Source organism: Pseudomonas germanica (genome assembly GCF_019614655.1).
Taxonomy (GTDB): Bacteria; Pseudomonadota; Gammaproteobacteria; order Pseudomonadales; family Pseudomonadaceae; genus Aquipseudomonas; species Aquipseudomonas neuropathica.
Map to the genome: position 1 here is coordinate 3,283,546 of NZ_CP071586.1, position 13,528 is coordinate 3,297,073.

Annotated in this window: 14 protein-coding genes; 6 read left to right on the forward strand and 8 right to left on the reverse strand. The window is 60.0% G+C overall.

Going from position 1 to position 13,528, the window contains the following annotated elements; translation table 11 throughout:
• Nucleotides 1-11: 11 nt before the first annotated feature.
• From J0G10_RS14675 to J0G10_RS14685, 3 genes are read left to right on the forward strand one after another with little or no spacing between them, the layout of a single operon-like run.
• Nucleotides 12-1,469 carry an aldehyde dehydrogenase family protein gene (locus J0G10_RS14675; RefSeq protein ID WP_220558785.1) on the forward strand — a complete coding sequence of 486 codons (1,458 nt, stop codon included), beginning with the start codon at nt 12-14 and terminating at the stop codon, nt 1,467-1,469.
• Entirely contained in the window at nt 1,466-2,497 is a 1,032-nt protein-coding gene (locus J0G10_RS14680) for a catalase family peroxidase (protein ID WP_245398052.1), read from the forward strand. Before J0G10_RS14675 ends, J0G10_RS14680 begins: the two co-directional genes overlap by 4 nt.
• Nucleotides 2,494-2,724 carry a hypothetical protein gene (locus tag J0G10_RS14685; RefSeq protein WP_095049973.1) on the forward strand — a complete coding sequence of 77 codons (231 nt, stop codon included), beginning with the start codon at nt 2,494-2,496 and terminating at the stop codon, nt 2,722-2,724. Before J0G10_RS14680 ends, J0G10_RS14685 begins: the two co-directional genes overlap by 4 nt.
• A 46-nt stretch (nt 2,725-2,770) precedes the next feature.
• Here the strand turns inward: J0G10_RS14685 and J0G10_RS14690 are convergent, their stop codons facing one another.
• The 7 genes from J0G10_RS14690 to J0G10_RS14720 all read right to left on the reverse strand — a co-directional run bounded on the left by J0G10_RS14690 (nt 2,771) and on the right by J0G10_RS14720 (nt 9,209).
• Nucleotides 2,771-4,450, reverse strand: coding sequence for an MFS transporter (locus J0G10_RS14690; protein ID WP_220558786.1), 1,680 nt, complete (start codon nt 4,448-4,450; stop codon nt 2,771-2,773).
• 188 nt (nt 4,451-4,638) lie between these two features.
• Entirely contained in the window at nt 4,639-5,406 is a 768-nt protein-coding gene (gene phnE / locus J0G10_RS14695; protein WP_220558787.1) for a phosphonate ABC transporter, permease protein PhnE, read from the reverse strand.
• A complete protein-coding gene (locus J0G10_RS14700) occupies nt 5,403-6,227 on the reverse strand; it encodes a PhnE/PtxC family ABC transporter permease (RefSeq protein WP_095049978.1) in 825 nt (274 codons plus the stop codon). The genes phnE and J0G10_RS14700 overlap by 4 nt, the downstream gene beginning before the upstream one ends.
• Nucleotides 6,221-7,018 (reverse strand): phosphonate ABC transporter ATP-binding protein, encoded by a 798-nt coding sequence (locus J0G10_RS14705; protein WP_095049979.1) that lies wholly within the window; start codon nt 7,016-7,018, stop codon nt 6,221-6,223. Before J0G10_RS14705 ends, J0G10_RS14700 begins: the two co-directional genes overlap by 7 nt.
• A complete protein-coding gene (locus J0G10_RS14710; protein ID WP_220558788.1) occupies nt 7,015-7,878 on the reverse strand; it encodes a putative selenate ABC transporter substrate-binding protein in 864 nt (287 codons plus the stop codon). The genes J0G10_RS14705 and J0G10_RS14710 overlap by 4 nt, the downstream gene beginning before the upstream one ends.
• Nucleotides 7,879-8,007: 129 nt before the next feature.
• Nucleotides 8,008-8,727, reverse strand: a complete 720-nt coding sequence (locus J0G10_RS14715) for an SDR family oxidoreductase (RefSeq protein WP_220558789.1) — start codon at nt 8,725-8,727, stop codon at nt 8,008-8,010.
• Nucleotides 8,728-8,816: 89 nt separating this feature from the next.
• Nucleotides 8,817-9,209 carry a RidA family protein gene (locus J0G10_RS14720; RefSeq protein ID WP_095126556.1) on the reverse strand — a complete coding sequence of 131 codons (393 nt, stop codon included), beginning with the start codon at nt 9,207-9,209 and terminating at the stop codon, nt 8,817-8,819.
• Between the two features lie 115 nt (nt 9,210-9,324).
• On the opposite strand from J0G10_RS14720, the gene J0G10_RS14725 reads away from it, so the two are divergent.
• Both J0G10_RS14725 and J0G10_RS14730 read left to right on the forward strand, forming a co-directional pair.
• On the forward strand, nt 9,325-10,218 hold the full coding sequence (locus J0G10_RS14725; protein ID WP_123464320.1) for a LysR family transcriptional regulator: 894 nt from the start codon (nt 9,325-9,327) through the stop codon (nt 10,216-10,218).
• A gap of 124 nt (nt 10,219-10,342) precedes the next feature.
• Nucleotides 10,343-11,503 carry a radical SAM/SPASM domain-containing protein gene (locus J0G10_RS14730; protein ID WP_093433127.1) on the forward strand — a complete coding sequence of 387 codons (1,161 nt, stop codon included), beginning with the start codon at nt 10,343-10,345 and terminating at the stop codon, nt 11,501-11,503.
• Here the strand turns inward: J0G10_RS14730 and J0G10_RS14735 are convergent.
• Nucleotides 11,474-12,361: a LysR substrate-binding domain-containing protein gene (locus J0G10_RS14735; protein ID WP_099759002.1), complete on the reverse strand. Its 888-nt coding sequence runs from the start codon at nt 12,359-12,361 to the stop codon at nt 11,474-11,476. The genes J0G10_RS14730 and J0G10_RS14735 overlap by 30 nt on opposite strands.
• A 111-nt stretch (nt 12,362-12,472) precedes the next feature.
• On the opposite strand from J0G10_RS14735, the gene J0G10_RS14740 reads away from it, so the two are divergent.
• A complete protein-coding gene (locus tag J0G10_RS14740; RefSeq protein WP_099759003.1) occupies nt 12,473-13,525 on the forward strand; it encodes an agmatine deiminase family protein in 1,053 nt (350 codons plus the stop codon).
• The last annotated feature ends 3 nt before the right edge of the window (nt 13,526-13,528 follow it).

The window sequence follows — 13,528 nt, forward strand, 5'->3', positions numbered from 1 at the left end:
ACGATGCTGCTATGAACAACACTCCCGTTTTGAATTGGATCGATGGCCAATGGCACGATTCCGGTATTTACAAAGACTCGATTGACCCCGCGACGTATGAGCAGATTGGTTGTTATGCCGAGGGGAGCGCGGATACCGCGCAACGGGGCATTGAAGCTGCCCTGCGTTCGTTTGCGCAGTCCTCTTGGAAAGACGATCGCGCCCTGCGTGGCACGGTGCTGCTGGAGCTGGCGGAGGCCTTCGAACGTAACGCCGAAGCGTTGATTGACACACTGGCGCTGGAAAACGGCAAGATCCGTCCGCAAGCGGAATTTGAAGTGCGCATGGTGCCGTCCAAGTTGCGTTATTACGCGGCGTTGGCGCGTACCGAGTATGGGCGCGCAGCGGAGCCGACACCGGGGCGGATTTCCCTTGTATTGCGCCAGGCTGTCGGTGTGGCAGGCATCATCGTGCCGTGGAATTCACCGGTGGTGTTGATGATTCGTTCGCTGGCACCGGCGTTGGCCGCCGGTTGTACAACTGTGATCAAAATGCCGGGGCAGACCGCCCAGACCAATGCATTGGTCGCACGCATCATGAGCGAGGCGCGGTCACTGCCGCGCGGTGTGATCAATCTATTCAGCGAAGCGGGTGCGGCGGGGTCTATACATCTGGTCGAGTCGCCAAAGGTGCCGGTGATCAGTTTTACCGGCAGTACCGGCACTGGCCGGGCGATCTCGGCGGCAGGGGCGCAACACCTCAAGCGTTTTGGTCTGGAACTGGGCGGTAAAACGCCGATGCTGGTGTTCAACGATGCCGATCTCGAGGCGGCCGCTCCGGTGCTGCTCAAAGCTTTGACGGTGTTCGCCGGCCAGTTCTGCATGACCGGTTCGCGACTGCTGGTGCAGCGCGATATTGCCAAGGCACTGACTGATCGTCTGGCGGCCGTTCTTGAGGCCGTGCGCGTGGGGCCCGCAGCAAATCCGGCCAGTGAAATGGGGCCGTTGATCGACAAAGCCAATGTGCAACGGGTCAATCAAGTGGTCGAGCAGGCAATTGTCGACGGAGCGCAAGTGATTGTGCGCGGTGGGCCGGTCGTGGAAGGGCCACTGGCTAAAGGCGCGTTTTATCGACCGACATTCTTGCGTGTCAGTGATCCAAACATGGCTATTGTCCAGCAAGAGACCTTCGGGCCGGTGCTGACCTTGCAGGTATTCGACAGCGAAGCCGAGGCAATCGAGTTGGCCAATAACAGTGAGTTCGGTCTGGCGGCCAGCGTCTGGACCCGTGATGTCGATCGCTCGTTACGCGTTGCCCGCGAGTTGGAGGTCGGTACCGTCTGGATCAACGATTGGGCCATGGTGTTCGACGAATTCGAAGAGGGTGGCTGTAAGCAATCGGGGCAGGGCAGGCTTAACGGTGTGGCGGCCATGGATGATTTCATCGAGTACAAACACATCGCACTCAATCCCGGTCTGCGTCAGGCATGAATGCCGTGTGCTTGCAACGCTTGCTGATCGGCGCCGTGCTGGCCGGGACGCTGGCATCTTCCTCAGCCTTGTCTGCCAACGACACAAGGAATGACACGATGGCCCCAGAGCCGTTGTACGACGCTTTGCTTGATGCGCTCAATGCCACCTTCGGCCGTCATCCGGGGTTTCGTGCGACCCATGCCAAAGGCCTGTTGGTAAACGGTACATTCAAGGCTTCGCCGAACGCCAGCACCCTCAGCCGGGCTGCGCATTTGCAGGGGCAAACGGTGCCGGTGGTACTGCGGTTCTCCAACTTCAGTGGCGTACCCGCCACCGCTGACGGAGATCCGCTGGCCAGCCCGCGTGGTCTGGCAGTTCGGTTTACCCTGGCCGGCGGCGAGGTCACCGATATCGTGACGCACTCGTTCGACGGCTTTCCGGTGGCCACGCCCGAAGATTTTCTGATCTTCCTGCAAGGCATTGCCGCTAATGTCGCCACACCTCCCGATCCGCTGCCCCTGCACAGCTTTCTGGCGAGTCATCCACGGGCGCGGGCTTTCCTCGATGCACCGAAACCGGCGCCGCGCAGTTATGCGGGGCTCGAGTACTTCGCGGTCAATGCTCTGGTATTCAGTAATCATCGGGGCGTTGAAACAATCGGCCGTTACCGTATCGAGCCACTGCTCATGCAGCCGCTATTGAGTGACGCCGAGGCAGCGGCGAAGCCGGCGGATTACTTGCAGTCGGAAATGGCAGAGCAACTGGCCAAAGGATCGCTGACGCTGCGTCTGGTGTTGCAATTGGCGTCAGCGGAGGATGCTATCGAAGACGGCTCCGTTGCGTGGTCGCGTCAGCATCAGGAGGTCGAGTTGGGCATTTTCAGCCTCGACTCACTGGCGCCGGCCGATGCGCAGTTCGGCGCCCAGCAGCAGTTGGCCTTCAGTCCGGGACGTTTGCTTGACGGCATCAGCCTCAGTGCCGATCCAATGACACTGGCGCGGGATCGCATCTATCAGCGCGCGGTACTCCGGCGACAGCAACGATGAGCAGCCCTTCGGGGGCCCGTTGGAAGCAGTGGGTATTGTCATGGCTGATCGTTTTGCCGCTGTCGGTGAGCATGCCCTGGGGATTGGCGGCGCTGCTGGAGGTGGCGAACCTGCAATGGCCAGCATGGCTGTTCAAAGTGGTGGTGGCCGGGTTGATCTCTTTCAACATGGTCTACTGGATGCTGCCGTTGAGCGCTAGGCTGACGGCGCGCTGGTTGCTGCGTTGAAACCTGCGCGTCGCCCTCCACTGACGGGGAGGGCGACGCATCGGGTTCAATCCTTGAGAATGTCGCGATCCCTGGTTTCCGGCAGGAAGAACGTGCCCAGTATCGCTGTCATCACCGCAATCACGATCGGATACCACAAGCCGTAGTAGATATCCCCGGTCGCGGCGACCATGGCAAACGCCACCGTCGGCAGGAAGCCACCAAACCAGCCGTTACCGATGTGATACGGCAGCGACATCGAGGTATAGCGGATGCGGGTCGGGAACAGCTCGACCAGCCACGCGGCAATCGGGCCATAAACCATGGTCACGTAGATCACCAGCACGGTCAGCAGGAGCAACACCATTGGGTAGTTGGTTTTCGCCGGGTCGGCTTTCTCCGGATAACCGGCTTCCTTGAGCGCGGTGCCGAGGGTCGCGGTGAACGCATCGTTGCGGGTCTTGAAGTCGGCGGCCGGCAGGGCGCTGCCTTCGAAACTCTCGACGACTTTATCGCCGATGCGCACTTGTGCGACGGTGCCCGGCTCGGCAATCACGTTCTCATACGGGATCGCCCGTTTTGCCAGCAGGGTCTTCGCCAGGTCGCAGGAACTGGTGAATTTGGCCTTGCCCACCGGGTCGAACTGGAACGAGCACTGATCCGGGTTGGCGATCACTTTGACCGGGTTCTTCTCCTGGGCGATAAACACATCAGGGTTACCGTACTGGGTCAGCGCGTGGAAGATCGGGAAGTACGTCAGCGCCGCCAGCATGCACCCGACCATGATGATCGGCTTGCGCCCGATCCGGTCGGAAAGGCTGCCGAAAATCACGAAGAACGGCGTGCCGATCAGCAGCGAACCGGCGATCAACAGGTTGGCGGTTTGCGGGTCGATCTTCAGCGTCTGCAGCAGGAAGAACAACGCGTAGAACTGCCCGGTGTACCAGACCACCGCTTGCCCGGCCGTGCCGCCGAGCAATGACATGATCACCACTTTGAGGTTGTCCCAGCGCGCGAAGGATTCGGTCAGCGGCGCTTTCGACGCCTTGCCTTCAGCTTTCATTTTCTGGAACACCGGTGACTCGCTCAGCTGCAGGCGGATGTACACCGAGACGATCAGCAGCAGGATCGACAACAGAAACGGAATCCGCCAGCCCCACGCTTCGAAGGCTTCAGTGCCCAGCGCCGTGCGGCAGGCGAGGATCACCAGCAGCGACAGAAACAGGCCGAGGGTCGCGGTGGTTTGAATCCACGAGGTGAAGAAGCCGCGCTTGTTGCGCGGCGCGTGTTCGGCCACGTAGGTCGCGGCGCCGCCATACTCGCCGCCCAACGCCAGGCCTTGGAGCAAGCGCAAAGTGATGAGGATGACCGGCGCGGCAACACCAATGGTCGCGTAACCGGGCAATATGCCGACAATTGCGGTGGAGACGCCCATGATGACGATGGTGATAAGGAAGGTGTGTTTGCGCCCGATCATGTCGCCGAGACGGCCGAACACAATGGCTCCGAACGGCCGCACCGCGAACCCGGCGGCGAAGGCAAGCAGGGCGAAGATAAACGCGGTGGTTTCGTTAACGCCAGCGAAGAAGTGCTTGGCGATGATCGCTGCCAGAGAGCCATAAAGGTAAAAGTCGTACCACTCGAAAACCGTGCCCAAGGATGAAGCGAAGATAACCTTGCGCTCCTCCTTGGTGATGCCGCCGCTGCGCGGTGGACTGCCGGTGGATGCTGTGTCGATTGTGGCCATGGGTGTTCTCCGTCGTGCTTATTGTTGTAGGCCGGAGTCCCTCGTTACTGCTTGTCGCACTCTGGCCTTGTGGCATATGCCGCCATTGCTCCCGCGTGAAACTTGCACAGTCTGACCGCCTCGCATCGCTGCAAGGTTTCCTGAAGCATAATCAGCTTTTGTCAGATATCCACCCACAAGCCTGCGCACTACGCTTTGACCCAGCGTTGCCGGCTCCACGCACTCAACCAGTCGACCACAAACACCAGCACCAGCATCGCCAGAATCACCGTGCTGGCTTGCGCTTCCTGAAACAGGCTGAGGCTCACATAGAGCATCTGCCCCAATCCGCCAGCGCCGACAAAGCCGAGCACGCTGGCCATGCGGATGTTGTTTTCCCAGCGGTACAGAACGTAGGCGAGCAGTTGCGGCGCAAGGTTCGGCAGCGTGCCGTAGCAAAAGGCGAGGAGCGGATTGCCGCCCTGTAAACGAATGGCTTCGGCCGGTTGTGGCGGGGTATTTTCCAGCGCTTCGGCGAACAAGCGACCGAGCACGCCAGTGGTGTGCAGGGCGAGGGCGAGGGTGCCGGCGTTCGGGCCGAGGCCGGCGGCGAGCACCATCAGCGCGGCCCAGACCAGTTCCGGAATCGCCCGCAAGGCATTGAGCAGCAGGCGCGAGGCGCTTTGCAGCGGCCAGCCGAACCGTCCGGCGGCGGGCAGGGCGAGAACGATGCCGAACACAGCGGCGAGCAGGGTGCCGAGGGCCGACATCGCCAGAGTTTCCATCGAACCATGCAAGATGGCTTTCAGGTAATCCGCGCTCAAGTCCGGGCTGAGAAAACGCTGCACATACGCGCCCATCTGCTTGAGGCTGGTGGCGCTGCCCACCTCGCCCAGATCCAGTCCCAGATAAGTGAAGGACGCGATGACAGCCAGCGCGATGCCGGCGATCAGCAGCAAGTTGATCAGACGATTCATGTCAGCCTCCAGCGCAGCAAGCGGCTGAGTTGGTCGGCGGCCAATACCAACACCAGGAAGCACAGCAGGATACTGGCGACCTCACCGCCGGCGAACATGCGGATCGACAGGTCGATCTGCTGACCCAGGCCGCCGGCGCCGACAAATCCCATCACCACTGACGCGCGGATCGCGCATTCCCAGCGATAGACCGTGTACGAGAGCAGTTCTGACCCGACGTTGGGCAACGTGCCGTAAGCAAACGCCGCCAGACGGCCGCTGCCAGCCTGCAACAGTGCGTGCGCCGGACGCTGATCGGTCGATTCAAAAATCTCCGCATAGACTTTGCCGAGCATGCCGCTGTAGGTGATGGCGATGGCCAGCACACCGGCCGCCGGCCCCAACCCTACGGCGCGCACAAACAGCAGCGCCCAGACGATTTCCGGCACGCTGCGCAGGAAAATCAACAGTCCGCGCACCGGCCAGCGCAACAGACGCCCCAGTCGGCTCGGCACGCCACCGCGTGACGCGGCAGACAGCGACAGCGCACGACTGGCGACCAGGCCCGCCGGTATCGCCAACACCAGCGCCAAAGCCATGCCGGCGGTGGCGATGGCCAGAGTTTGCAGGGTGGCTTTGAACAGTAACTGCAGAAACGCTTCGTCGTGCGCCGGTGGCCAGAATTGCGCGACAAAACGGCCCATTTCATTCTGGCTGTCGGGGAGCAATACGCCCAGATTCAGCTCGCTGAGCTGAATGCCCGGCCACAGCAAAGCAATCGCCAGCAACGTCAGCAGCAGACGCGGCCATGCGGCGGGATCGCGTGAATCGGCTTTCAGCATCGTGGAATCTGCACAGTCAGAGGCGCCACCGCAATGGTCGGTGATTGCAGTTTTTCATTGGCGTAAAGCGCGTCGAGCATTTCCGGGGTGACGCGATCAGAAGGGCTGTCGAACAGAATCTGCCCGTCGCGCAGACCGATGATTCGCGGGAAGTGCGACAGCGCCAGATCCACCGCATGCAGGCTCGCCACCAGCGTTACGTTATGTTCGCGAGCATGCCGCGAGAGGATCGACAGCGTGTGCCCGGCCATGACCGGGTCCATGGCTGACACCGGTTCGTCGGCCAAGAGGATTTCCGGCGCCTGATACAACACGCGGGCGATACCGACGCGTTGCAACTGGCCGCCAGACAATTGCTGGCAATGGGCGAACAGTTTGTCGCCCAGGTCCAGTCGCGCCAACGCCGCGCGCGCACCGGCCACATCCAGCGGATGCAACAGGTTCAAAAGACTTTTACCCAGACTCCACTGCCCCAGCTTGCCGGCCAGCACGGCGGTGACCACGCGCTGACGCGGCGGCAACGGCGGCGCCTGATGCACCAGGCCGATCCGCGCGCGCAGACGCTGACGCTGGCGGGCAGACAAGTGCCAGGCGCGTTCGCCGAGCACTTCAATCTCGCCGCTGCTGGGCCGCAGGGCGGTGGCCAGCAGGTTGAGCAAACTCGACTTACCGGCCCCGGACGGGCCAATGATGGCGACCTGTTCACCAACGCCAATCTGCAAGTCGACACCGCGCAGGGCGTCGACTCCATTGGCGTGGCGCAGGCTGCCTTGTTTGAGGCGTAGGGTCATTTCAGCAGTTCGGCGGCGCGGGCGGCTTCCTCGATGCCCTTGTAGTTCTCGGGCTTGGTGTCGATGAAGCGGCTGGCCGCTTGCAGATCAAGAATCTTCTTCTGCTCAGGGTTGGCCGGGTCCAGATCAAGGAAGGCTTTTTTGATCTTCGCCGCGAGCGCCGGGTCGAGGGTGCCGCGCACGGTCCAGTTGTAATCGAAGTAGGTCGGGGTGGTGGCGAAGACTTTCACTTTGTTGGTGTCGACCTTGCCGGCGTCGACCAGTTTCTGCCAGACACTGGCGTTCAGCACACCGGCGTCAACCTTGCCAGCCTGCACCCAGGCCACGGTGGCGTCGTGGGCGCCGGAGTAGGCGACACGGCTGAAATAGCCCTCAGGCTTGATGTTGTCGTTTTTCAGCATGAAGTAACGCGGCATCAGGCTGCCGGAGGTCGACGACACCGAACCGAAGGCGAAGGTCTTGCCCTTCAAGTCGGCGAGGCTATGCACATTCGGGTCAGCGGTGATGAATTTGCTGGTGAACTGTGCATCCTGTTCGCGTTGTACCAACGGGATTACTGGCGTCGTTGCGTCAGTTTTCAAACGTGCCTGCACAAAAGTGAAACCGCCGAGCCAGGCCATGTCGAGGCGATCGGTCGCGAGTGCTTCAACCACTGCCGGGTAGTCCGCCACCGGGACGAACTGCACTTTCATGCCCAGTTGTTGTTCCAGATAAGCACCCAGCGGTTCGAACTTGCGCAGCAACTCGGTCGGGGCTTCATCGGGAATCGCGCTGACGCGCAAAACGTCGGCCGCTTGGGCCATGAATGCAGAAAAGGACAGGGCCAGGCCGGCGGTCAGTGCCAGTGTTCGTTTGAGCATGGAATTCTCCGTTTCGTGAGCGTCAAAAAGTGTGAAGAGCTGAACCAGGGCGCTACGTGAGGGTAGACGAATCGGCGAGGTTATACGTATTCGCACGCGTAAAGGCCAGCGCCATCAGGGCAGGAATGGTCAAAAGCGTTCGTCGAGTATTGCCGGCAGGGTGAGCTCCTTGACGTAGCTGGCCGAAGACAGACTCAGAATCATGCGCACCACCTGAACGACATCGTGAACTGGAATCAGCTGACCCTCGCCACGCTGCGCAGCCAGATCTCGCGGCGTGCTCAGCCGATCCTCGGTGTTGAGATACCCCAGATTCAGGCAAGTCACCGCCAGACGCTGCTGTCGGTAGCCTTCGCGCAGCGTACCGGCAATCCCGCGCAGGGCGAATTTGGAGGCGCCGAAGGCGACTTCCGGACGCCCGCTTTGCGGCAGGCCTGAAGTCGATCCGGTGAGGATGATTCTGGGGTGGGGGCTTTTCAGCAGAAGCGGAAGCAGGCGTTTGATCAGCAGGATTGTTGCGCTGATGTTGCAACTGACGATGGCTTGCAATTCGTCGTCCGGACTGTCGAGAAAGTCATAGGCTGGATCGAAAGCCGACTCTTCCCAGATACCGAGGTTGTAGATCAGCGTATCCAGCCCATCGTCGACGACCGCATGCTCGATGGCGTGCGCGGATTTGGCCGGGTTCATCAGATCGGCTTCCACCCAGCGTACTGGATGCTCTGCCTCGCACACCAAACCTTCGGGACGCGTGCGGGACACACCAATCAGCGTGTCTCCCGCGTTACCCAAGCCTTCGATAAAAGCTCGGCCCAAGCCTTTACTGGCACCCACCACCAAAATGTTCATCGATCCTCTCCCTGATCTGAATGCTGATGTGGGGCAGCATGCAAACAGACGACCTCTGAAATGGCAAACGAATGGGTGTGTCCGGATATTTACGGCAACCTGGCAATCACCTTGATCTCGAAATCAAACCCATACAGCCACGTCACACCAACCGCCGTCACCGTCGGATGCGGCGCCTCGCCCCAGAACTCGGTCAGCACCACATCCCAGATCGTCTCGAATTTCGACTGGGGGTCAACGATGAATACGGTTACATCGACCACGTCATCGAAGCTGGCACCGGCCTCTGCAAGGATTGCATTGAGGTTAGTGAACGCCTGACGCACCTGATTTTTCAGGTCCGGCTCTGGCGTGCCGTCCTCGGTGCTGCCGACCTGTCCCGAAACAAACAGAAAACCGTTGGAGCGAATGGCTGGCGAGTAACGGTGGCGTTCGTAAAGCGTGCGGCGTGCGGATGGAAAAACAACATCGCGCTGAGTCATGGGAGTGTCTCCTTCATTTGAGTTGATGGAGCCACTGTAGGTATTTGCAGGCCAGCGATAAACGCGCAAGCTTGGCGTTCACTGTTTGTGAAATCCAAACAATCGAGGGCAGACCTTGGACCGTTTTGACGCAATGCAGGCCTTCGCCCGGGTGGTCGAGGCGGGGAGTTTCACCAAAGCGGCGGAAACCTTGCACATGAGCAAGACCACCGTGACCCAACTGGTTCAGCAACTGGAGGCGCGCCTGCGGGTCAAGTTGCTCAATCGCACCACGCGCAAGGTCAATGTCACCGCCGATGGCGCGGCGTATTACCAACGCGTGATCCGCTTGCTCGCCGACCTCGATGATGCCGAAACCAGCCTGCCCGGCGCGGCGGCATCACCTTCGGGCCGGCTGCGAGTGGACGTCCCGAGTCCGCTCGCACGGTTGATTCTGGTGCCGGCCCTGCCTGAGTTTCACGCGCGTTATCCGGATATTCAGATCGACATGGGCGTCAGTGACCGTATCGTCGACATCATTGATGAGAACGTCGATTGCGTGGTGCGCGGCGGCGAACTCATGGACCTGTCGCTGATGGCACGCAAGGTCGCCGATCTGCAGTTGGGGGTGTTTGCCGCACCGCAATACCTGGCGCGCGCGGGCATTCCCGCGCACCCGAGAGACCTGGAAGACAGCCACCATCGAGTGGTCGGTTTTCTCTGGGCACGCACCGGCAAACCGGTGCCATATGCCTTGCACAACGCCAGCGAAAACCTGCAAATCAAGGGACGGCACGTTTTGGCAGTCGATGACGGCAACGCCTACCTCGCGGCAGGCCTGGCGGGCATGGGCGTGCTGTGGCTGCCCAAGTACATGTCTGCCGCCCATCAAGCGCGTGGCGAGCTGGTGCCGCTGTTCGAAGACTGGAAACTCGCGCCGATGCCGCTCTACATTGCTTATCCGCCGAACCGGCATGTCAGCCTGAAATTGCGCGTGTTTATCGATTGGGTCGTTGAGCTAATGGCGTAGAAGCATTGTGGTGCAGTTATTGCTAGCTGCTGTGCCAGTGCCGTCAAAATACCAACACAATCAGGCGACTTGAAAGCCCGTAGTGATGAGATGCATGGCTTTCAATTCTAGGAGCTTCACCCGCATGAATATGTACATCGATATCGTCGGTGCGTGCAATCTGAGCTGCCCGTCTTGCCCAATGGGCAACTCGGAAAATCTCAATTTCAAAAAAGCCATGCAGCTCGACATGTTCAAGCAGATTGTCGATAAGGCCAAGACAGAGGGCGTCGACACGATCTACCTCTATAACTGGACCGAGCCACTGATTCATCCAAAAATTGGCGAATTTATCGAGATCATTAATGCTGCCGGCATGGGCAGCGGTATCAGCACCAACCTTAATCTCGCCAAGAATATGGAAAAGGCCCTGATGGCCGAGCCGAGTTACTTCCGTATTTCGCTCTCGGGTTTTTACCAGGAGACCTACGAAAAGGGCCATGTCGGCGGCGATATCGAAGTTGTAAAACAAAACATGATCGCCCTGCAGGAGATCAAACAGCGCCTGGGTCTGAGAACCCGTGTGGATGTTTACTATCACCGCTACCTGGATAACATCGAAGAAGAATCACTGATGCGCGCGTTCAGTGAGCGTCTTGGCTTCATCTTCACCACCGGGTATTCGGTGATGATGCCGCTGGAGAAGACACTGGCCATTGTCGAGCGTGACCCGTCTGTCACGGCTACGGACATTGACACCCTGAAACGCCTCGCATTGCCGCCGTACGACGATCTCGTCAACGTCATCCAGCAATTTCCCAAGATGGCGTGCACGCTCAAGGATGACTGGCTGGTCATCGACTGCAATGGCAACACGGTGCTTTGCTGCACGATCTTCAATCAGACCGAGTATCAGGTTGGCAAGTACCTCGACATGCCGCTTGAAGAGCTGACGCGGCGTAAATCGACGCAGAAAAACTGTGTCGACATGTGCGACCGCTGCGCCAATAAAGGCCTGCATATCTACTCGATGCATCCCAATCAGGGTGTGCTGGAGCGGCACGCGGTGAATCGCATCATCGATTTCGAGCACTTCGCCAGCCAGGGTCTCACGGTGGACAGCGAGCGTCTCGGGCGTGCGGGCGAAGTCAGCGCAGAAAACTTTGATGAAGCCCAGTACCTTCGATTGAATGACGATGTCAGGATCGCGATTTCCCAGGGATCGTTCTCCAGCGGTTATCAGCACTACGTGCTGTGTGGGCGTCTCGAGGGGCGTTTAGGCGCCGGGGTTTTCTCGGCTGTTTGAGCCAAGGCTCAGGTTGGCGGATAACCAATCGATAAAAGACCTGGCCATGGGGTCATTTTCACTGTCGCGGTGGGTCAGCAGTGCCCAGTTTGGCCCGCGAATAGTCGCCTCGACCAGCGGTTGCAACAAGCCGTCAGCTCGCGCCTGACGGCTTAGCAACTGACTCACCAGCGCAATCCCAAGCCCCGCGCAAGCCGCGTCCAGTAGCAGCCCCGGGTCGGAAAAATTCAACCCCTGAGCCTGCTGGCCGACATCGATACCGGCCTCGACCGCCCAATGGCTCCAGTCCATTTCCCGCTCGCCATGCAAGGTGCTGCGTTGCGCTGCCGGCGTGTTCAGCAGGCGCGGATGGCACGCCGGATAAAGTCGATCGCTTTGCAGCACTTTGAAACTGCACTCAGCCTGCGCGCTGATATCGTCGCGAATCGCGATGTCGATGGTCTGCGTGGCCATATCCGGCACCTCGTCGGTACTGTAGATCCACAGATCCACGTCGGGATGCTGATCGCGAAAGTCCGCCAATCTTGGCAACAACCAATGCCGGGCAAACGCCGGCGTCGTGTTGAGCACCAGTTGATTGGGTTTCTGATACTGCCCCAGGCGCCGAATCCCCACTGCCAATTGCTGCAACATCGCTTGCGTGGTGCTGAGCAAATCGTGCCCGGCATCGGTTAACGCGACGCTGCGACCGCTGCGAAAAAACAACGGCTGCTCAAGGTAAGCCTCAAGGCTGCGAATCTGCTGACTGATCGCCGATTGAGTGAGGTTCAACTCGTCGGCAGCCTTGTGAAAACTGCCCAGCCGGGCGGCGGCTTCAAAACCGCGCAGGGAGCTGAGTGGCGGCCAGTGCTTGAGCATATCGATAAGTTCCTCTAATCAGTTGTGCGCTAAATCCATCGTTTGTTTGCCTGTTTGCGCGTCCGTAGCATTGGCGGCGTGAACACATTGGCTTAACTAACGAGGCTTATCATGCAGCACAACGATAATAAAAACAGCGTCTGGATGATGCCGGCAGAGTGGGCTACCCACGCCGCAACGTGGATGGTCTGGCCGCACAACAAAGCGCTGTGGGAGTCGGGCTGGGGTGTGACCCTTGCACAAGTGCAGGAAGATTTCGCTCGCGTGGCCAACGCCATCGCCCGATTCGAACCGGTGAAACTGGTGGTCGATCCGTCCGCCGTCGCCAGCGCCAAGGTGTTGTGCGGGCCGAACATCGAGCTGATTGCGCTGGCCGTGAATGACAGCTGGTGCCGCGACTCAGGCCCGACCTTTGTTTGCCATCCGCAGCAAGGCCTGGCCGGTGTCAGCTGGCGCTTCAACGCCTGGGGTGGCAAGTCGGCGCATGAACTGGATGAAAGCCTGGCTCGCCGTGCGCTCAATCACCTTGGCCTGGAATGCTTCGGCACGCCGCTGAGTAATGAAGGCGGGGCGATTCATGTCGACGGCGAAGGCACGCTGATCACCACTGAATCGGTGCTGCTCAACCCCAATCGCAACCCCGGCATTGGCAAAGCGGAGATGGAAGAGATCTTCAGCCGTTTGCTCGGCGTCAAGAAAACCATTTGGCTGCCGGGCGATCCGGATTACGTCACCGGCGACATGACTGACGGCCACGTCGATGGCGTCTGCGCCTTTGCCCGGCCTGGCGTCTTGTTGGTGGATGCCACTCACGACACATCCTCGGTGTACGCCGAAGTGGCGCGGGAAAACCGCCGTGCGCTGGAACTGGCCACCGATGCGCAGGGCCGCAAATTCGAGCTGATCGAACTGTTCGAAGCCACCGACGCTGTCGACACTGAAGCCGAAGTGTTCTGCGCCTCGTACACCAACTTCTACATCGCCAACGGCGCGATCATCATGCCAGCGTATGGCATCGAGGCTGACAACGTCGCCGCCAAAGTCCTGGAGCAAGCCTTCCCCGGCCGCGAAGTGGTGCCGGTGCGCATCAATCATCTGGCCCATGGCGGCGGCGGGGTGCACTGCATCACGCAACAACAGCCAGCCTGGCCGCTGAGAGGTTGAACG